This is a genomic window from Micromonospora sp. NPDC002296, assembly GCF_040296145.1.
Taxonomy (GTDB): domain Bacteria; phylum Actinomycetota; class Actinomycetes; order Mycobacteriales; family Micromonosporaceae; genus Micromonospora.
The window spans coordinates 115,446-134,615 of the sequence record NZ_JBEOWQ010000005.1 but is presented as its reverse complement, the minus strand read 5'-3'; the positions used below and the strand labels follow the sequence as shown (position 1 = coordinate 134,615).

Genomic DNA, 19,170 nt, shown 5'->3' with positions numbered 1-19,170 from the left:
GGATGGGTGGGGCACGCGCGGGAGGGCGAGGGTGGGGGGGAGCCGGGGAAGCGGGGGGTCAGGGGCGGACGGAGGGGGTGGGGGGCATGGGCCAGCGGGGGCGGTCGGCGGAACGGAGGGCGGCTGCGCGGAGGGCCGCCAGTTGGCGTTCCACCTCGGCGAAGTGGTCGGCGGCGAGCGGGCCCAGGGCCAGAGCGGCGGCGTTCTCCTCGACCTGGGCGACGGTGCGGCAGCCGGGAATCGGAACCGTTCGGTCGCTGCGCGCCCAGATCCAGCCCAACGCGCCCTGGGCCAGGGTGCGCCCGTCGGCGGTGAGCGCCGCCCGGACCGCGCCGACCCGGCGCAGCCACTCCGGGGCGGGTCGGCCGCTGCGGAACCACTCCAGCCAGTTCGCCGTGGGCCCCCGCACGTCGTCGCGGGGCAGCGTGGAGCCGGCACCGTACTTGCCGGTGAGCAGGCCCATCCCCAGCGGACTGCGGTTGACGCTGGCCAGGTCGTACTTCTCGCAGACGGCGAGCAGCTCGGGGGCGTCACGCAGCACCGACAGGGTGTGCTGCACGGCGGTGGCGTGCCGGGCGCCCTGCCCGAGCCAGGTGGCCCGGTCGACCCGGTCGGTGCTCCACCCGTACGCCCGGACCAGGCCGTCGGCGACGAGGTCCTCGCAGACGCCGAGCAGCGCCTCGGCCCTCGGCACCGGCAGGTCGCCCAGGTGCAGCTGGTACAGGTCGATGCGGTCGGTGTCCAGCCGGCGCAGGGAGTCGACGACCGCCCGGCGCAGGTACTCCGGCGAGGGGTCCTCCCCGGTGGCCTGGCGGGCGTCCTCGTCGAACGTGTAGCCCCACTTCGTGGCGAGCACGGCCTCGTCGCGCCGGCCGGCGAGGGCCCGGCCGAGGACCCGCTCGCTGTGCCCGGCCCCGTACGTGTCGGCGGTGTCGAAGAGGGTGACCCCGAGATCGAGCGCGCGGCGCACCGCACGGACGGACTCGTCGTCGTCGACCGCGCCCCAGCCCAGCGGCTGGACGCCCTCGGCCCAGGGGCCACCGATCGCCCAGCACCCCATGCCGAGGGCGCTGACCTCGATGCCGCTGCGACCCAATGTCCGTGTCGTCACTGCCATCGCCAGATCGTGCCACCCCGGGCCCGGCCGAGGGCAGCGGGTTGACCAAACGGAGGCGAACGACTACACAGGGTCAGCTCGGCCAGGCGCGGGTGAACAGCTCGCGGGTGTCGGTGAGCAACTGCGGCAGGACCTTGGTCCGCCCGATCACCGGCATGAAGTTGGCGTCGCCGCCCCAGCGGGGCACCACGTGCTGGTGCAGGTGCGCGGCGATCCCGGCGCCGGCCACCCCGCCCTGGTTCATGCCCAGGTTGAACCCGTGCGCGTTGCTGACCGCGCGCACCACCCGCATCGCGGTCTGGGTGAACGCCGCCAGCTCGGCGGTCTCCGGCAGCGTCAGGTCGGTGTAGTCGGCCACGTGCCGGTAGGGGCAGACCAGCAGGTGCCCCGGGTTGTAGGGGTAGAGGTTGAGCACCGCGAACACGTGCTCGCCCCGGGCCACCACCAGGCTCTCCTCCGGCGGCAGCCCCGGCGCCCGGCAGAACGGGCAGCCGGCGGGCTTCTCGTACCCACCCTCGGGCCGGTCCCCACCGGAGACGTAGGCCATCCGGTGCGGGGTCCAGAGCCGCTCCAACCCGTCGGCCATGCCGCTGTCCCTGTGCCGTTCCTCCCCTGTCACGCCACCGATCCTACGTTCCCGCCCGGCGCCGCCCCAGCGCCGGAGTGGGGGATCCGCTCGGGGCCGCCTGGGGGTGCGATGGGGCCCCACCGGGGCGAATAGGGGTGTGAAAGTTCTTGACGTAGAGATGACGGTGAATGAAACTTCCATTCCGATCTAAACTGATATTCGTCGATGGGAGTCACCCTGTGAAGACCGCATTCCGCCGGGTCGGCAGAGTTCTTGCCGCCTGCGCGCTCGCCGCCGCCACCACCCTGGTGGGCCTGACCGTGACCACCGGTGCCGCGCAGGCCGACGGCTGCTACAACTGGGGCCGGACGCTCGTCCAGGGCTCGACCGGCGAGGACGTCCGCCAGCTCCAGATCCGGATCGCCGGCTACCCCGGCTACAACTCGCAGATCGGCCTCGACGGCGTGTTCGGCCCGGCGACACGCGCGGCGCTGATCCGCTTCCAGCAGGCGTACGGCCTGTCGGCCGACGGCGCCGCCGGCCCGCAGACCTTCAGCAAGCTGTACGCGCTCCAGGACGACGACTGCACGCCGATCAACTTCACCTACGCCGAACTGAACCGGTGCAACAGCACCTGGGCCGGCGGGGCGGTCGCGGCGAGCACCGCCAGGTTCAACGCGCTCGTCTCGATGTGGAAGCTCCAGGCCATGCGGCACGCCCTCGGGGACGTGTCCATCCAAATCAGCAGCGGCTTCCGCAGCGTCGCCTGCAACAACGCGGTCGGCGGGACGTCCAACAGCCGGCACCTGTACGGCGACGGGGTGGACATGGTCGGTTCGCCGTCGTTCTGCCGGATGGCCCAGCAGGCCCGCTACCACGGCTTCGGGAACATCCTCGGCCCCGGCTACCCGGGCCACAGCGACCACACGCACGTCGGGGCGACCGGGGGCTGGTACGCGTCCAGCTGCGGCATCTGAGTCCACCACACGCCGTCCCGGCCTCCCGCGCCCGAACAGAGGCCGGGACGGCCGGGACGGCCGGCGGCTGGCGGGGACGGGCGGCGAGGGTCGCGCGGCCGGCCGGTCAGAGTTCCTTCAGCCATGCCTGCAACTGCGGCACGGCCGGGTGATCGGTCTTCTGCCCGAGGGCCAGGGCACGCTGCCAGGTGTCGATCGCGGCACCCGGATCACCCGCCGCCTGCCGGGTCCGCCCCAGGTGCCCGAGGATGTCCACCTCGTTGTAGCGGTCGCCGAACCCACGGACCAGGGCCAGCGCCCGGTCGAAGCAGTCGGCCGCCAGGTCGTACCGGCCCAGTTCGTGATGGACGCAGCCGAGACTGTCCCAGGCGCCCGCCTCAGCGTGCCGGTCTCCGACCTCCCGGTTGAGGTCCACCGCGCGTTGACAGTGCAGCAACGCCGCCTCGTGGTCGCCGAGTTGCCCGTACAACCACCCGATGTTGTTCAGCGCCATCGCCTGCCCGGCCCGGTGGTCGACCTCGCGGTACAGCGCCAGCGCCCGCCGGTTGTGCCGCAACGACTCACGTACCCGACCCTGCTGGATCAGCACCCACCCGTGTCCACGGTGGGTGTGCGCCTCGCTCACCCGGTCCCCGAGCTCCCGGTAGAGGGCCGACGCCCGCCGGTAATGGATGCGGGCGTCGTCGAGGCGTCCGGCCTGCGTGTAGGCGTTACCCAGGCGGCGGTGCGCCTGGGCCTGCCGGGGCCGGTCCGCTGAGCGGACCGCGGCGCACAGCGCGACCTGCTGGGTACCGACCCAGTCGCACCAGTGCCCCCGGTAGTCGAAGTACGTCTCCAGCGCCGAGGCCAGCTCGCCGGTCGCCACGTCGAGCCCGGCGTCGAAGGCACGCTCGACCGTCGCCACCAGTGCGCTGTGCTCGACGCCGAACCAGACCAGCGCCCCCTGCCGGTCCGCCGGCTCGACCGGGGTGACCCCCTCCTCCAGGTCGCTCGGCGCCACCTCACGGTTCTCGTCCAGCCGGCGGCAGGCGACGTACGCGCTGTGCAGATAGTGCCCGACGACCCGACGCACGGCCGCCTGGCGGCCGTCGAGCGAGTCCAGGGCACTGGCCAGCTCCACCGAGTAGGCCCGGAGCAGGTCGTGGAAGGTGAAGCGGCCCGGCCGGTGCTCGGTGACCAGATGGGCGTTGGTCAGCTCGGCCAGCAGCGGACGCGCCTCGCGCACCGGCAGCCCGGCCAGGCTAGCCGCCGCAGCCATCCCGAAACCCGCGCCCGGGGCGTGCCCGAGCTGCCGGAACAGTCGCGCCGCCGACTCGCTGAGCAGGTCGTACGACCAGGACAGCACGGCTCGGACGTCGGCACCGGCGTCCCCGCCGTCGAACGCGTCCAGGCTGCCCCGGCTCTCCCGCAACTCGGTGGCGAGCACCTCCAGGGAGAATCCCGGACGGGTCACGGCGCGAGCCGCGACGATGGCCAGAGCCAGCGGCAGCCGGGCGCACCGATCCACGATGTCCCCCACGGCCCCCGGCTCGGCGGCCAGCCGCTCGCTGCCGAGCCGACGGGCCAGCAGCTCGGTGGACTCCGCCACGCTGAGCAGGTCAAGAAGCAGTGGCTGGGCGCCGTCGGCGATCAGCAGCCCGGAGAGCTGGCGGCGACTGGTCACCAGTACGCCGCAGCCGGCCCCGCCGGGCAGCAGCGGACGGACCTGCTCGGCGTCGAGGGCATTGTCCAGGACCACGAGCATCCGTCGGTCGGCCAGCAGTCCGCGGTAGAGCCCGACCCGCGCCCCCAGGGAGTCCGGCAGCCGCTGGGGGGCCACGCCCAGCGCGTCCAGGAACTCCCGCAGAACCTCCGATGCCGCCACCGCGGCCCCGGCCGGGTCGAAGCCCCGCAGGTCGACGTGGAGCTGGCCGTCCGGGAACTCCGCCGCCAGGTCGTGACCCAGCCGGATCGCGAAGCTGGTCTTGCCCACCGCCGCCGGACCGGTCACCACCAGGATCGGGGCCGGCGCGGGGCCGGCCCCGCGCAGCAGCAGCCGCCGGGCCTCGGCGAGTTCGGCGCGGCGGCCGACGAACCACGGTGGGTCGGGCGGCAGCAGGGCCGGAGACGCCAACGCCGCCGCGGCCGGGCCCGACGGGAGCGCCGGCACCGACCGGCGCAGCACCGACAGGTGCAGGTCCTCCAGCTCCGGGGCCTCCAGCCCTCGCTCGCGCAGCAACGCCACCCCGGACCGGCACACCTCGGCCGCCTCGTCCACCCGCCGCTCGGCGTAGAGCGCCAACGCCAGCAGCCGACGCAGCCCCTCGTCGTACGGTTCCTCGACGACCGCAGCGTCGAGGTCGGCGAGTGCCTCCTCCTGCCGTCCCAGCACGAGCAGCGCCTCGGCGTGGCTGCGCCGGGCGGCCCGGCGCAGCGAATACAGCCGGGCCGTCTCCGCCCGGGCGAAGGGACGGTCCGCCACGTCCGCGTACGCCGGCCCACGCCACAGCGCCAGCGCCGCCCCGATCAGCCGCGCCGCCTCCTCGACGTCCCGCCCCCCGGCGGCCAGCAGGGACCGGCCGGTCGCGTACCCGCGCTCGAAGCGTCGCACGTCGACGTGTTCGTCGGGCAGGTCGAGCCGGTAGCCGACCCGCACGCCGGCGCCGACGGTACGCACCACGCCGTCGGGGTCGCCGGCCGACCGCAGGGCCCGGCGCAGGTTTGACAGGTGACTGCGCAGCGTGGCTGCGGCGCCGGGCGAGACCGGCGGATCCCACAGCACATCCACCAAACGATCGGCCGGCACGGCGTTGCCCGCCTCGATGAGCAGCACCGACAGCAGCACCGACAACCGTGGGCCCAGCGGCACCGGCTCCCCGGCGCGCTCGACCCGTAACGGGCCGAGCGCGGCGACCCGCAGTTCCGCCACGACCACACCCTCTCGGCGCACGCCCCCGTGCCGTCGATCATATCGGCGTCCTTCCACGCCGCTTGCACACCGCTTGCACGCCGCTTGCACCGTGTCCGGCCACCGTGGACGACGGAGGCCGCAAGGTGCGCCTCGGTCCGAGAAGGGACGGCGACATGTACAAGGCGATCGAAGCGATGGGCGGCAGGCTGCTCGGCCTGTTCGTCCCCAAGGTGGACGCGGCGGCCGGCTGTGGCAGCTGGCCGTCCTGCTGGCAGTGCATCTCCCGGTGCGGACGGGCGCTGCCCTGCCGGGGGTGCACCGTCGGCGAGGTGGACCAGCCGGGCGAGTGGATCTACTGCGAGGGCTGCTGACCACCGCCGTTCGGGGCCGGCGCGTCGGCCCCGAACGGCGCCACCGGCCGCACCGCGAGAAGGAGGGACATGTCGTACTTCACAATCGGTGTCCGCTGTCTGATCGGCGCCGTGTTCCTGGCCTCCGCCCTGAGCAAGGTGTCGGGGCGGAGGGCGCTGCCCGCCTTCGTCGCCTCGCTACGGGCGCTACGCCTGCTGCCGGCCCGGGCGGTCCGTCCGGTGGCGGTGCTCGTGGTGGTCGCCGAGTTCACCCTGTGCGGGCTGCTCGCCGTACCGCATCCGGCGGGGGCGGCGGCGGGCCTCGCCGGGTCGGCGGGGCTACTGCTGATCTTCGCGGCCGGCATCGGCACGGCCGTCCGACGCGGCACGCGTACCCCCTGCCGGTGCTTCGGCGCCTCCACCGTGCCGCTCAGCAGCCGACACGTGGTCCGCAACGTGCTGCTCGCCGGCCTCGCCGGTCTCGCCGCGCCGGCCGCCGCAATGGGGGCGGCGGGCGGAGCGCCCCCGGGGGGTCTGCTGCTGGCGGCCTCGGCCGGCCTGGTCCTGGCCGTGCTGGTCGTCGCGCTCGACGACCTCGCGGTCCTGTTCACCGCCGTACCCCGGCAACCGGCCGGCAACGCGCCGCGCCGGCACTGACTACAAGGAGACCCTCATGCCGCTACTCGTCACCGCCGTCGTCGTCGTCGGGCTGCTGGGTGCGCTGAACCTGATCCTGACGCTCGGCGTGGTGAAGCGACTGCGCGAGCACAACACGTTGCTGTCCAGCGGGGCCGGGGTGGCCGGCTCCGGTGGCCTGGAGGTCGGCGAGGAGGTAGGCGTCTTCACCGCCGTCGACGTGACCGGGCGACCGCTGGACCGGCGGGCCCTCGCCGAGGACACCTTCGTCGCGTTCGTCTCCCCCAGCTGCGCGTCCTGCGCCGAGAAGCTGCCCGAACTCGTCGCGCACGCCACCGCCGCACCCGGCGGCCGGGACCGGGTGCTGGCGGTCGTGGTGGGCGACCGGGTCGAGGCGGAGGCGTTCGTCGCCGAACTGGCCCCGGTGTCCCGGGTGGTGGTCGAGGCACCGGGCGGCGAGCTCAGCCGGGCCTTCCGAGCGACCAACTATCCGACCATGCTCTGGGTCGCCGCCGACGGGCAGGGGCGGATCGCCCGGGTGAAGAAGCGGTCGGAGGTTCCGGCGTGACCCGGTCCGGCCCGCCCGGGGTCGAAGCCGGCGCACCGGTGGCCGGTCCCGACCCGGCGGAGGTCACGCCGGGCCCCCGCGTCCTGGCCCGGCGGGCCGTTTCGGCGGTCGGGCTGGCCGTCCGGGCGGCGCCGGGACACCTGACGACGTACGTGCTGGTCACCGTGGCCGCCGGCGCGCTGCCGGTGCTGGTGGCCTGGCTGACCAAACTGGTGCTGGACCAGCTCGCCCAGGGCGGCGCACCGGGTGAGCTGGTCCGGCTGGGGCTCGGCCTGGCCGCCGTCGCGCTGGCCACCGGCCTGGTCCCACAGGTGAGCACCTACCTGCGCGGCGAACTGGACCGGGCGGTCGGGTTGCTGGCGCAGGAGCGGCTGTTCATCGCCGTCGACGGCTTCATCGGGCTCGGCCGCTTCGAGGAACCGGCCTTCCTCGACCGGCTCAGGCTCGCCCGGCAGGCCGGGGAGGTCATGCCGAACCAGGTGTCGGCCGGACTGCTCGCCGTCGCCCGCGTCGCCCTGACGGTAGGCGGGTTCCTCACCACCCTGTTCGTGCTCAGCCCGGCGCTGGCGGCGCTGGTTCTGGCCGCCGCCGTGCCGGTCCTGGCCGCGGAGATCGTCCTGGCCCGGCAGCGCGCGAGGATGTCCTGGGAGATCGGGCCGGCCGAGCGTCGGGAGTTCTTCCACAGTCAACTCCTCACGTCTGTGCAGGCGGTCCAGGAGGTGCGGCTGTTCGGGATCGGCGCGTTCCTGCGCGAGCGGATGCTGGCCGACCGCCGCAGCAGCAACGCCGCGAAACGGGCCGTGGACCGTCGGCAGGTCCGCGTCCAGGCCGGACTCGGCGTGCTGGCCGCCGTCGTCTCGGGGGCCGGACTGCTGTGGGCGGTGCAGGCAGCCCGGTCGGGCCGGCTGTCGATCGGCGACGTGACCCTGTTCGTCGCGGCCGTGGCCGGGGTGCAGGCGGCACTGGCCGCGCTGGCCGGGGAGGTCGCCCGGGCGCACCACGCGTTGCTGATGTTCGGGCACTACGTCGCGGTCACCACCGCCGGACCGGACCTGCCGACGCCCGGTGAGCCCCGCCCGCTGCCGGCGCTCCGCCGGGGCATCGAGTTCCACGACGTCTGGTTCCGCTACTCCGATCGGCACCCCTGGGTGCTGCGCGGCGTCGACCTGCACATTCCGTACGGAGAGACGCTCGCGCTGGTCGGGGTGAACGGGGCCGGCAAGTCGACGGTCGTGAAGTTGCTCTGCCGGTTCTACGACCCCACCCGGGGGCGGATCCTCTGGGACGGGGTGGATCTGCGCTCCGTTGATGTCGCCGAGTTGCGCCGACGCATCGGAGCGGTCTTCCAGGACTACATGCACTACGAGATGACGGCGGCGGAGAACATCGGCCTCGGGGACCTCGACGCCCTGGACGACCGGCGGCGGATCCGGACCGCTGCTGTCCGGGCCGACATCGACCAGCAGCTCAACGCGCTCCCCCGCGGGTACGACACCCTGCTGTCCCGGATGTTCCTCACCGAGTCGGGCCAGGACGACCCGGAGACCGGCGTGGCGCTCTCCGGCGGGCAGTGGCAGCGGCTGGCGCTGGCCCGGGCCTTCCTGCGGGACCAGCGTGACCTGATGATCCTTGACGAGCCCTCCGCCGGCCTGGACGCCCGGGCCGAGCACGAGGTCCACACCTCGCTGCGGCGGCACCGCGAAGGCCGCACCAGCGTGCTGATCTCCCATCGGCTCGGCGCGCTGCGCGACGCCGACCGGATCGTGGTGCTCCGCGACGGCAGGATCAGCGAGCAGGGCGACCACCGGTCGCTGGTCGCGGCCGACGGGGAGTACGCGCGGATGTTCGCGCTCCAGGCGTCGGGCTACCAGGACCGGCCCGAGGGACTACCCACCCCGGCGGGGCTGTCGTGACCGGCCGGCCGCTCTGGTTCGTCGCGTGCGCCGCCGTCGTCCTCGGCCTGGGCCTGGCGCTGTTCGTTCGGGCGGTGTTGAGCCGCCGCCTGGTCAGCGTGACCGTGCACGGGGTCAGCATGGAGCCGACCTACCGGCAGGGCGACCAGGTGCTGGTCCGGCGCCGGCCGGCCGGGGCGGGCGAGGTGGTCGTGGTGGAACAACCGGACGCCGACGGCCGGTGGCGCAGCCCGGAGATGTCGGCCCGGCCGGGCGACCTGACCCGGCGCCGATGGTTGATCAAACGGGTCGCCGCCGCCCCGGGCGACGAGGTCCCGCGTGACCGGGTGCCCGCCCTGGCCGACACCGCCGAGGACCGGGTACCCGCCGGCCACCTGGTCCTGCTCGGCGACAATCCCCGGGCAAGCCTGGACTCTCGCTCGGTCGGCTACTTCCCCGCGGCCCGGGTGCTGGGCACGGTGGTCGGGCACCCCCGACGGTGACGGGCGCGGACGTGCCGCCGCTGCCGGCCGGATGACGGTGGCCGGCAGCGGCGGCACTCAGGCTTCGACGGCGGCAGAGGGGCCGGTGTTGCTGCGGGAGGTGACCACGTCGAGCACGTGGGCCACCGCGTCGGCGACCGGCACCCCGTTGCGCTGCGAGCCGTCCCGGTAGCGGAAAGACACGGTCCCGGCGGCCACGTCGTCGTCGCCGGCGATCACCATGAACGGGATCTTCTGCTGCTGGGCGGTGCGGATCTTCTTCTGCATCCGGTCGTCGCCCGCGTCCACCTGGGCCCGGATGCCCTCGGCGCGCAGCGCCGCGACGAACCCGTGCAGGTAGTCGGTGTGGTCCTCACGGATCGGGATGCCCACCACCTGCACCGGGGCCAGCCAGGCCGGGAACGCCCCCGCGTAGTGCTCGGTGAGCACCCCGAAGAACCGCTCGATCGAGCCGAACAACGCCCGGTGGATCATCACCGGCTGCTTGCGGGTGCCGTCGGCCGCCTGGTACTCCAGCCCGAACCGGGCCGGCTGGTTGAAGTCGACCTGGATCGTCGACATCTGCCAGGTCCGGCCGATCGCGTCCCGGGCCTGCACCGAGATCTTCGGGCCGTAGAAGGCCGCGCCGCCCGGGTCGGGCACCAGGTCCAGCCCGGACGCCTCGGCGGCGGTGCGCAACGCCTCCGTCGCCTCCGCCCAGTCGGCGTCGTCGCCGATGAACTTCGGCGAGTCGTCCCGGGTGGACAGCTCCAGGTAGAAGTCGTCCAGGCCGTAGTCGCGCAGCAGGTCCAGCACGAAGGTGAGCAGGGTCGACAGCTCGCCGGGCATCTGCTCCCGGGTGCAGTAGATGTGCGAGTCGTCCTGGGTGAGCCCGCGCACCCGGGTCAGGCCGTGCACCACGCCGGACTTCTCGTACCGGTACACCGTGCCGAACTCGAACAGCCGCAGCGGCAGCTCCCGGTAGGACCGCCCGCGCGACCTGAAGATCAGGTTGTGCATCGGGCAGTTCATCGCCTTGAGGTAGTAGTCCGCGCCCTCGAGCTGCATCGGCGGGAACATGGTGTCGGCGTAGTAGGGCAGGTGGCCGGAGGTCTCGAAGAGCTGTGCCTTCGTGATGTGCGGGGTGTTGACGAACTCGTACCCCGCCGCCTCGTGCCGGCGGCGCGAGTAGTTCTCCATCTCCCGGCGGATGATGCCGCCCTTGGGGTGGAAGACCGCCAGGCCGGAGCCGATCTCGTCGGGGAAGCTGAACAGGTCCAGGTCCGCGCCGAGCTTGCGGTGGTCGCGCCGGGCCGCCTCCTCCAGCAGCTTCAGGTACGCCTTGAGCTCGTCCCGGGTCGGCCACGCGGTGCCGTACACCCGCTGGAGCTGCGGGTTCTTCTCGCTGCCCCGCCAGTACGCGGCGGCCGAGCGCATCAGCTTGAACGCCCCGATCAGCCGGGTGTTCGGCAGGTGCGGGCCCCGGCACAGGTCCGACCAGCAGACCTTGTCCTCCTTGGCGGCGAGGTTGTCGTAGATGGTCAGCTCGCCGCCGCCCACCTCCATCACCTCGGACGAGTCCAGCCCCTCGCCCTTCACGTCGATCAGCTCCAGCTTGAACGGCTCGGCGGCCAGCTCGGCCTTCGCCTCGTCCAGGCTGTCGAAGCGCCGCCGCCGGAACCGCTGACCGGACTTGACGATCTCCTGCATCCGCTTCTCGAGCTTGGCCAGGTCGTCGGGCTGGAACGGCTTGTCCACGGCGAAGTCGTAGTAGAAGCCGTTCTCGATCGGCGGGCCGATGCCGAGCTTCGCCTCCGGGAACACGTCCTGCACGGCCTGCGCGAGCACGTGCGCGGTCGAGTGGCGCAGCACGTTCAGCCCGTCCGGGGTGTCGAGGCCGACCGGCTCGACGGTGACGTCCTCGGCCGGCGTCCAGTCCAGGTCGCGGAGCTGGCCCTGCGGGTCGCGGACCACGACGACCGCCTTGGGGCCGCTGGCCGGCAGGCCGGCCGCGGCCACCGCGTCGGCCGCCGTCGTCCCGGCGGCGACGACGACGGGGTCGGCCACGACGGGGGTACGGGGTGCGGACACGGTGACTCCTTCAGCTGACGACGAACGCGGCCGAGCGACCGCCCCCGCTGATGCTAGCGGGCAGCATGGGACCCCTTCTTGTCGCGTTCGGTGAAGGTGACGCTCCGTCCCGACGCCTTCCTCCCGGTCCGTCGGCGGCCACCGCGCCGGCCCGGACACGAGGTGTGGGCGTTCCGCCGCCGGGCCGGGCGGGTGGGCGTCCCGCGACCGGGCCGGGCTGGGTGGTCAGCCCGCCCAGTCGGGCTGCGGCTCGCGGGCGGCGAGCCAGTCGGCGGGCACCCCGCCCGGCGAGCCGACGCCGGTGTGGGCGGCCACCACCGCGCCGGCGATCGCCGCCGTGGTGTCCACGTCCCCGCCCGCTTCGACGCACGCCCGGACCGCGGCCGGGTAGTCGTCGAGGCGCGTGGCGGCGACCCAGAGCGTGAACGGGACGGTGTCCTGCGCCGTCACCCGGGAGCCGTTGCCGAGCGCGTCGGCGGCGACGGCCACCGGCCGGTCCAGCAGGCCGGCGGCCCGGCGTACCCCCTGGTGCACCTGGCTGCCCGGGTCGAGGGCGGCGGCGACCGCGGCGAGCAGCCGCGACGGCGGGGGGCGGTCCCCGTCGAGGCGGGCCCGCGCGGCTAGGGCGGCGGCCACCGCCACCGCCACCGCGCCGGCGATCCCCTCCGGGTGGGCGTGGGTGACCTCGGCGGACGCCCGGGCCTGGGCGGCGGCCCGCCGGGTCGAGTCGGCGAACCACGCCCCGAGCGGCCCGACCCGCATCGCCGCGCCGTTGCCGCACGAGCCCTGCCCGTCGAAGGCGGAGGCCGCGGCGACGGGCCACGGCGTGCCGGTGCGGATCAGGCGCAGGATGGTCACCGCCCCGGGGCCGTAACCGCGGTACGGCTCGCACCGGTGCGCGAACGCCAGCGCCAGCCGGTCCCGGTCGACCTCCCCGGCGCCGGCCAGCTCGGCCACCACGGAGCACGCCATCTCGGTGTCGTCGGTCCACTGCCAGGGCGGCGCGGGGAGCCGGCCGGCGGCGAGGTCCCCGGGCCGGTGCCCCGGCACGAAGAACTGGGAGCCGAGGGCGTCGCCGACGGAGAGCCCGGCGAGGCTGTCCCGGGCGAGCGCCAGGCGGGTGTCCGCGAAGAGCGTGAAGGACATGGTCGTACCAGCTTGCCCGGTCCGCGGGTGCGCCGCAACGCGCCAGCTTGCCCTGCCGAGTACGGTGCTGACGTGGCCACGGTGCTCCTGGTCGAAGACGACCACGTCGTACGCGGCGCGATGCTGCGGTCCCTCGCCGACCGGGGACACGCTGTGCACGCCGTCGGCACGGCGCTGGACGCGCTGCGCCGGGTGGCCGCGGAGACCCCCGACCTGGTGGTGCTCGACCTCGGCCTGCCGGACCTGGACGGCTCGGACGCGCTGCGGATGCTGCGCGGCATCACCGACGTGCCGATCATCATCGCCACCGCCCGCGACGACGAGCAGTCGGTGGTGCGCCTGCTGCGGGCGGGCGCGGACGACTACATGGTCAAGCCGTTCACCGGCGCGCACCTGGACGCCCGGATCACCACGGTGCTGCGCCGGGCCGGCCGGGCAAGCCGGACGGTGCAGCCGGCCGTGCACACCGTCGGCGGCCTGCGGGTGGACGTCGGCGAGCGCAGCGCCCAGCTCGACGGGACGGCGCTCGCGCTGACCCGCAAGGAATTCGACCTGCTGGCGTATCTCGCCGCCCGACCGGGGCGGGTGGTCTCCCGCCGGGAACTCTTGGAGGAGGTATGGCGCCAGCCATCGGTCGGCGAGGACCAGACCATCGACGTTCACCTGTACTGGCTGCGTCGCAAAATGGGCGAGTCCGCGGCGAAGCCGCGCTACCTGCGCACCGTGCGGGGGGTCGGCTTCCGGTTGGTGGCCCCGGACTGAGGGTCGCGCTGGCCTGGCTGACGGCCGGCATGTGCGCGCTCGTCGCGCTGGCGTTCCTGATCCCCCTCGGCATCAGCCTGGGCGAGCAGACCCGTCAGGAGGCCCTCGCCGACGCCGCCCGGCGCGGCGCGCTGGTCACCGGCGCGCTCGCGGTCAGCACCGAGCCGGCGGCGGTGCGGCGCGCGGTGGAGGCCAGCGGCACGGACCTGACGACCCGGCCGGTCGTGCACGGGCTGGGCGGCGCCGCGCCGGCCGGCCGGGCCGACACGGCGGCGCTGGCCAGGGCCACCACGGACCGACGCTCGGTGATCGTCGACGTGCCCGGCGGGGCGCTCCGGCTGGATCCGGTGGTGCTCGGCGACACGGTGGTCGTGGTCGAGGTGTTCGTGCCGGACTCCGCGCTCGATGAGGGCTCCGGGGGCCGCTGGCTGCTGCTGACGGCGGTGGCGGTGGCCCTGGTGGGGGCCGCCGTGCTGGTGGTGGACCGGGTCGCCGCCCGCGCGGTCGACTCGACCCGGGGGCTGGTGAAGGCCGCTCTCGCGGTGGGCGACGGCGACCTCGGGGTGCACGTCGAGCCGAGCGGCCCGCGCGAGCTGGCCGAGGCCGGCTACGCGTTCAACCGGATGGCGGACCGGATGGCGGCGGCGCGTACCGACGAGCGGGAACTGGTGGCGGACCTGTCGCACCGGCTGCGCACGCCCCTGACGGTGCTGCGGCTGGACGCCGAAGGGCTGGACTCCGACGACACCAGCGTGGGCTCGTTCACGGAGGCGGAGCTGGACCGGCGACGCACCATCCGGCGGATCCGGCAGGCCATCGTGACCCTCGAGGGCGAGATCGACATGCTGATCAAGACGACCCGCAAGACGGTCGCCCACGAGGCCGGCCCGGCGATGTGCGACGTCAGCGAGGTGGTCCGGGACCGGATGGTGTTCTGGTCGGCCCTCGCGGGGGACCAGAACCGGCCGCACCGGGTCAGCGGGGCGCAGCTGCGCATCCCGGCGCCCGTGCCCCGGGCCGAGCTGGCCGCCGCCCTCGACGCGGTGATCGGCAACGTGTTCCGCTACACCCCGCAGGGCACCGCGTTCGAGCTCGCGGTCTCCCGCCGGGACGGATACGTGGCGATCCGCATCGACGACGCCGGCCCGGGCATCGCCGACCCGGACCGGGCGCTGCGGCGGGGAACCAGCGACCAGGGCTCCACGGGGCTCGGCCTGGACATCGCCAAGCGGGTGGCCTTGCAGGCCAACGGGTCGGTGAGCATCGACCGGGCCCGGCTCGGCGGGGCCAGCGTGGTGATGCTGCTGGCCGACCCGGAGGCCACCCCACGGCAGGTCAGCCGCTTCGGCCTGGTCGGTCGGATGGCCCGGGAGGCGCGGGAGCAGAAGGGCGGGGGCCGCCGCTGGCCCCGGCAGCGCCCCACGGATGGCTGACCGCCCCGCCGCCTGTGGGCAGACACAAGTCTTTCTTAGATTCGGATTAACGGCGCCGGCGGGCCGGGCGCGACCTGACAGGATCGGGGGGCGAACCCACCAGTTCCACCGGCCGCCCCCGGATCCACCCACCTGGCCGGTGGAGTCCGTGCACGCGGCGGGAGTCCGGTCCCCCCACAACCGGCTCCCGCCGCGCGCGCTGGCCCCGCGACCCGGGCGCCGACCGGCCGTCGGCGGCCCGGCGGGTCAGCGGGTCGCCGCGGCCAGGTAGCCGTCGATCTCGGCGGTGAGCCGCGACTTCTCCCCCGGTTCGAGGAACGCGGCGGTAACCGCGTCGGTGGCCAGCGCGGCCACTCCCTCGGGGCCGAGCCCGAGCAGCCGGGCGGCCACCGCGTACTCGTCGTCGAGGGTGGTGCCGAACATCGGCGGGTCGTCGGAGTTGATGGTGACCAGCACACCCGCCTCGACGAGTCGGGGCAGCGGGTGCTCGTCGAGGGAGGCGACCGCCCGGGTGCGCAGGTTGGAGGTCGGGCAGACCTCCAGGGCGATCCGCCGCTCCGCGAGGTGGGCGAGCAGCTTCGGGTCCTGGGCGGCGGAGATGCCGTGGCCGATCCGCTCCGCGCCGAGGTCGCGCAGCGCGTCCCAGACGGTCTGCGGGCCGGTGGTCTCCCCGGCGTGCGGCGCCGAGTGCAGCCCGGCCGCCCGGGCCCGGTCGAAGTACGGCTTGAACTGCGGTCGGGGCACCCCGATCTCGGGGCCACCCAGGCCGAAGCTGATCAACCCGTCGGGGCGTTCCTCCAGGCAGATCCGCAGGGTCTCCTCGGCGGCCGGCAGCCCCGCCTCGCCCGGGATGTCGAAGCACCAGCGCAGCGCGATGCCGAAGTCGGCCTCGGCCCGCTTCCGGGCGTCCTCGATCGCCTCGCAGAACGCGGGCGCGGGGATGCCCCGCCGCACGTGCGAGTACGGGGTGACGGTCAGCTCGGCGTACCGGACCTGCTGGCGGGCCAGCTCGCGGGCGACCTCGTGGGTGAGGGTCCAGACGTCCTCGGGGTCCCGGATCAGGTCCACGACGCTGAGGTAGACCTCGATGAAGTGGGCGAAGTCCCGGAAGGCGAAGTAGTCGGCGAGGGCGTCCGGGTCCGCCGGCACCGGGCTGCGTCCGGCGTGCCGGGCGGCCAGCTCGGCCACGATCCGCGGCGACGCCGAGCCGACGTGGTGCACGTGCAGCTCCACCTTGGGCAGTCCGGCGATGAAGGTGGACAGATCAATCACAATTTCTCCCTTGCGCTGGCGTCGGTCCGGGCGACGACGAAGAGCCGGCGGAAGGGGAAGTACACCAGATTCCGCCGGGCCGGGTAGGCCGCCGCAAGGCGCGCCCGCAGCTCGGCGCGGAAGTCGGCCCACCCCGCGTCGTCGAGCGCCGCCCGGACCGGGCGCAGCGCGGTGCCTTCCATCCAGGTCAGCACCGGGTGCTCGGCGTGCGTCGGCGCCGGGAGCTGATGCACGTACGTGGTCTCCCAGGCGTCGACCGCGCAGCCGGCGTCGGTCAGCAGCCTGGCGTAGCCGACCGGCTCGTCGACCGGGGCCTCGCGCAGCAGCGGGGTCAGCTCGGCGGCCCACGGCCCCGCCCCGGCCACCTCCCGCAGCGCCCGGTGCGACGGGGCCTCGAAGTTTCCCGGCACCTGCACGGCGAGCCAGGCCCCGGCGGGCAGCTCGCCCGCCCAGCGGGTCAGCAGCTCCCGGTGCCCGGGCACCCACTGGAGCACGGCGTTACTGACCAGCACGTCGACGTCCGGGCCGGGCCGCCAGTCGCGCACGTCGCCGACCGCGAAGTCGACCGGCGCGCCCAGGGCGGCGGCCCGGTCGATCATCTCCGGCGACGAGTCGAGGCCGGTGATCCGGGCATCCGGCCAGCGGGCGGACAGGGTGGCGGTGAGCGTGCCGGGACCGCAGCCGAGGTCGACGACGGCCCGGGGCCGCCCGGCCGGGACCCGGGCGACCAGGTCGTGGAAGGGCCGCCCCCGCTCGTCGTCGTAGCGCAGGTACGTCGCCGGGTCCCACATCGCCGCCTCCCAAACCGTACGTTCGTCTTGTTGAACCGTACGGCCCGCCGCACGACCGGGCAAGCCGATCACTAGGCTCGGGGCATGCAGCAGCGCGCCCGCCCCCGGCTCGGGCGGTCCGTCGGCGTGGTCGGCCTCGGCACCCGGCAGCTCGGCGCGGACTGGGGTCGGGTCGACGAGGCTGGCCGGGACGGGCCGCACCCTGGCCCAGTTCGCGCTGCGCGGGTTGGCCGCCCGGGGCCGACGGTGCTCGCCCACCTCGGCGACGACGCGCATGCTGGACGGGCCCGTGCGGCCGGCGAAGGAGGAACGCGATGAAGGGGTGGCTTCCGCTCACCCTCGGCCTGCTCGGCATGGTCGTGGGCGCCGTCTGGACGGTGCAGGGCCTCGGCTACGTCGGCGGCAGCGTCATGACCGACCAGCGGATCTGGGCGCTGCTCGGCCCGCTGCTGGTCCTGATCGGACTCGTGACGATCTGGCTCGGCCTGCGCAGCCGCCGCCGGCCCTGACCGCGCCCCTCAACGAGGGCAGGTGTCCGGGGCAACGGAAAACCCCGCATCCCGGACAGGACGCGGGGTTTCGCTGTGATCCGGGGGGATCACCCGGCCTCGGCCGGCACGCCGGCCACGGCTGCTCAGATCGGGCGGACCTGCTCAGCCTGCGGGCCCTTCTGACCCTGGGCGATCTCGAACTCCACCCGCTGGTTCTCCTCCAGCGAACGGTAGCCGCTGGACTGGATGGCCGAGAAGTGGACGAACACGTCAGCACCCCCGCCGTCGACGGTGATGAAGCCGAAGCCCTTGTCTGCGTTGAACCACTTCACGGTTCCCTGCGCCATGTGAATCTCCTTCTAAAACTGGCGGCCGAGCACGCCGTGCGGCCGTTTGGCCGTTTTCGAGCAGCGGCGCCTGAGGCGGCCCCCTGTGCAGGAGACTTCTCTCAACCCACGCCATCTCGCAACAGCGTGGGACAGCAAACCACGTAGCGAAAACTTTGCACAGCGTACCCGACGAGATCCTCCGAGAGGTGGCCCGAGGGACGCCCGAATTCCGGCCCGGACGGGTCGCGCCCCCGAGCGAAAGGGCCCTTTCCCGCGTACCGGAAAGGGCCCTTTCGCATGGTGCCTACGGGTCAGTCGGGCCAGCGGCCGGTCAGCCGGCGCACGCCGGCCGCCCCGCCCCGGTCCACAGCGGCCCGGACCACCGCGAAGATCGCGCCCTGGAGGGCGGCGGCGGCCAGGATCTCGCCCCAGCCACGGTCCTCGTCGGTGGCGCTCGGGGCCTCGCCGTCGCCCGCGGTCGCCTTCCAGACCTGCCGGAAGATCGCGCCCGCGACCGTGCCGGCGGCCACGCCGAGCAGCACCCCGACCGGCTTGTACGCGGCCTTGCCGATGCCTCTGCTCACCTGCGCCTCCCCCGAACCATCAACAACACGATCATCGTAGCCACCGCACCGGCGGCGACGGCCGCCCACGGCACCGGGCCGCGCAGCCCCGCACCGGCGGTGGACGCCCCCTCCCGGGCCACTCCGGCGCCCTGCGCGGCCTGCTCCCGCACCCGGGCCACCGTCTGCGCGGCCTGCTCCCGCATCCGGCCCTTCGCCTGCTCGGCGGAGGACCTCAGGCGGGCCTTGACGTCGGCCTTGGCGGCCAGCGCCTCCATCGTCTCGCCCAGCTCCACCCTGGTCCGCCGGATCTCCTCGCGGAGCGCCTCGGTGTCGCCGGTCCCGTTGCCCGTCATGCCCGTCCCCTGTCCCGCACCGCGGCGGTGACGGTGTCCACATCCGCCCGGACGCTGCGTACCGTCGCCGCCGGAACCGGCGGAACCGCCTGGCTGACCTGCTTCTTGCCGACCAGGGCGAGGATCCCGGCCAGCAGGAAGAGCACCACCGCCACGATCAGCGCGCCCAGCCACGCGGGCATGACCAGCGCCAGCAGCAGGATCACGGCGGCGACCAGTGCGCCGAGCCCGTAGAGCGCCAGGGCCCCGCCGCCGCCGAACAGGCCGATCCCGATGCCGGCGTGCTTGCCCTTCTGCGTCAGTTCCGCCCGGGCCAGCGCGAGCTCGTCCCGGACGAGGCGCGAGACCTGCTCCGTGGCGCGCTGCACCAGTTCCGCGGTGGACGGCTCGCTCCCGGTCCGAGACGTGCGGTGATTCGCGACGTCAGCCATGCTGTCCTCCTTTCATCATCACCGC

General features: G+C 74.3%; 20 protein-coding genes. 9 read left to right on the top strand and 11 right to left on the bottom strand.

Annotated features, from left to right (window positions below):
* Positions 1–58: 58 nt before the first annotated feature.
* Positions 59–1,117 (bottom strand): aldo/keto reductase, encoded by a 1,059-nt coding sequence (locus ABT023_RS06500; protein ID WP_350882355.1) that lies wholly within the window; start codon positions 1,115–1,117, stop codon positions 59–61.
* 73 nt (positions 1,118–1,190) lie between these two features.
* Positions 1,191–1,703, bottom strand: a complete 513-nt coding sequence (locus ABT023_RS06495; protein WP_350882540.1) for an HIT family protein — start codon at positions 1,701–1,703, stop codon at positions 1,191–1,193.
* A 221-nt stretch (positions 1,704–1,924) separates the two neighbouring features.
* On the opposite strand from ABT023_RS06495, the gene ABT023_RS06490 reads away from it, so the two are divergent.
* Positions 1,925–2,662, top strand: a complete 738-nt coding sequence (locus ABT023_RS06490) for a D-Ala-D-Ala carboxypeptidase family metallohydrolase (RefSeq protein WP_350882353.1) — start codon at positions 1,925–1,927, stop codon at positions 2,660–2,662.
* A gap of 106 nt (positions 2,663–2,768) precedes the next feature.
* Here ABT023_RS06490 and ABT023_RS06485 read toward each other — a convergent pair whose 3' ends face one another.
* Positions 2,769–5,570 carry an ATP-binding protein gene (locus ABT023_RS06485; protein WP_350882350.1) on the bottom strand — a complete coding sequence of 934 codons (2,802 nt, stop codon included), beginning with the start codon at positions 5,568–5,570 and terminating at the stop codon, positions 2,769–2,771.
* Between the two features lie 155 nt (positions 5,571–5,725).
* On the opposite strand from ABT023_RS06485, the gene ABT023_RS06480 reads away from it, so the two are divergent.
* The 5 genes from ABT023_RS06480 (at position 5,726) to ABT023_RS06460 (ending at position 9,501) form a co-directional block, all read left to right on the top strand.
* Positions 5,726–5,923: a hypothetical protein gene (locus ABT023_RS06480; RefSeq protein ID WP_350882348.1), complete on the top strand. Its 198-nt coding sequence runs from the start codon at positions 5,726–5,728 to the stop codon at positions 5,921–5,923.
* 69 nt (positions 5,924–5,992) lie between these two features.
* The gene (locus ABT023_RS06475) at positions 5,993–6,559 is read left to right on the top strand and encodes a MauE/DoxX family redox-associated membrane protein (RefSeq protein ID WP_350882346.1); all 567 of its coding nucleotides are present in this window, start codon (positions 5,993–5,995) and stop codon (positions 6,557–6,559) included.
* Positions 6,560–6,575: 16 nt separating this feature from the next.
* A complete protein-coding gene (locus ABT023_RS06470; protein ID WP_350882344.1) occupies positions 6,576–7,106 on the top strand; it encodes a thioredoxin domain-containing protein in 531 nt (176 codons plus the stop codon).
* Positions 7,103–9,019: an ABC transporter ATP-binding protein gene (locus ABT023_RS06465; RefSeq protein ID WP_350882342.1), complete on the top strand. Its 1,917-nt coding sequence runs from the start codon at positions 7,103–7,105 to the stop codon at positions 9,017–9,019. The genes ABT023_RS06470 and ABT023_RS06465 overlap by 4 nt, the downstream gene beginning before the upstream one ends.
* Positions 9,016–9,501, top strand: coding sequence for a S26 family signal peptidase (locus tag ABT023_RS06460; RefSeq protein ID WP_350882339.1), 486 nt, complete (start codon positions 9,016–9,018; stop codon positions 9,499–9,501). Before ABT023_RS06465 ends, ABT023_RS06460 begins: the two co-directional genes overlap by 4 nt.
* A 57-nt stretch (positions 9,502–9,558) precedes the next feature.
* Here the strand turns inward: ABT023_RS06460 and thrS are convergent, their stop codons facing one another.
* The gene (gene thrS / locus ABT023_RS06455; protein ID WP_350882337.1) at positions 9,559–11,571 is read right to left on the bottom strand and encodes a threonine--tRNA ligase; all 2,013 of its coding nucleotides are present in this window, start codon (positions 11,569–11,571) and stop codon (positions 9,559–9,561) included.
* 225 nt (positions 11,572–11,796) lie between these two features.
* Positions 11,797–12,717 (bottom strand): ADP-ribosylglycohydrolase family protein, encoded by a 921-nt coding sequence (locus tag ABT023_RS06450; protein WP_350882335.1) that lies wholly within the window; start codon positions 12,715–12,717, stop codon positions 11,797–11,799.
* 72 nt (positions 12,718–12,789) lie between these two features.
* On the opposite strand from ABT023_RS06450, the gene ABT023_RS06445 reads away from it, so the two are divergent.
* On the top strand, positions 12,790–13,479 hold the full coding sequence (locus ABT023_RS06445; RefSeq protein ID WP_350882333.1) for a response regulator transcription factor: 690 nt from the start codon (positions 12,790–12,792) through the stop codon (positions 13,477–13,479).
* Positions 13,480–13,508: 29 nt separating this feature from the next.
* Positions 13,509–14,912: a HAMP domain-containing sensor histidine kinase gene (locus ABT023_RS06440; protein WP_350882331.1), complete on the top strand. Its 1,404-nt coding sequence runs from the start codon at positions 13,509–13,511 to the stop codon at positions 14,910–14,912.
* A gap of 246 nt (positions 14,913–15,158) precedes the next feature.
* Here ABT023_RS06440 and ABT023_RS06435 read toward each other — a convergent pair whose 3' ends face one another.
* Complete coding sequence (locus ABT023_RS06435; RefSeq protein WP_350882330.1) at positions 15,159–16,184, bottom strand: adenosine deaminase; 1,026 nt, start codon at positions 16,182–16,184, stop codon at positions 15,159–15,161.
* Entirely contained in the window at positions 16,181–16,975 is a 795-nt protein-coding gene (locus tag ABT023_RS06430; RefSeq protein ID WP_350882328.1) for a trans-aconitate 2-methyltransferase, read from the bottom strand. The genes ABT023_RS06435 and ABT023_RS06430 overlap by 4 nt, the downstream gene beginning before the upstream one ends.
* A gap of 314 nt (positions 16,976–17,289) precedes the next feature.
* Here ABT023_RS06430 and ABT023_RS06425 point away from each other — a divergent pair, with 314 nt between their 5' ends.
* A complete protein-coding gene (locus ABT023_RS06425) occupies positions 17,290–17,484 on the top strand; it encodes a hypothetical protein (protein ID WP_350882326.1) in 195 nt (64 codons plus the stop codon).
* 125 nt (positions 17,485–17,609) lie between these two features.
* Here ABT023_RS06425 and ABT023_RS06420 read toward each other — a convergent pair whose 3' ends face one another.
* From ABT023_RS06420 to ABT023_RS06405, 4 genes are all read right to left on the bottom strand, one after another.
* On the bottom strand, positions 17,610–17,813 hold the full coding sequence (locus tag ABT023_RS06420; RefSeq protein WP_088962828.1) for a cold-shock protein: 204 nt from the start codon (positions 17,811–17,813) through the stop codon (positions 17,610–17,612).
* A gap of 293 nt (positions 17,814–18,106) precedes the next feature.
* Positions 18,107–18,379 carry a DUF4235 domain-containing protein gene (locus ABT023_RS06415; RefSeq protein ID WP_161691336.1) on the bottom strand — a complete coding sequence of 91 codons (273 nt, stop codon included), beginning with the start codon at positions 18,377–18,379 and terminating at the stop codon, positions 18,107–18,109.
* Positions 18,376–18,714: a DUF3618 domain-containing protein gene (locus tag ABT023_RS06410; protein ID WP_350882323.1), complete on the bottom strand. Its 339-nt coding sequence runs from the start codon at positions 18,712–18,714 to the stop codon at positions 18,376–18,378. Before ABT023_RS06410 ends, ABT023_RS06415 begins: the two co-directional genes overlap by 4 nt.
* A complete protein-coding gene (locus ABT023_RS06405; protein WP_350882321.1) occupies positions 18,711–19,145 on the bottom strand; it encodes a phage holin family protein in 435 nt (144 codons plus the stop codon). Before ABT023_RS06405 ends, ABT023_RS06410 begins: the two co-directional genes overlap by 4 nt.
* Positions 19,146–19,170: the final 25 nt, after the last annotated feature.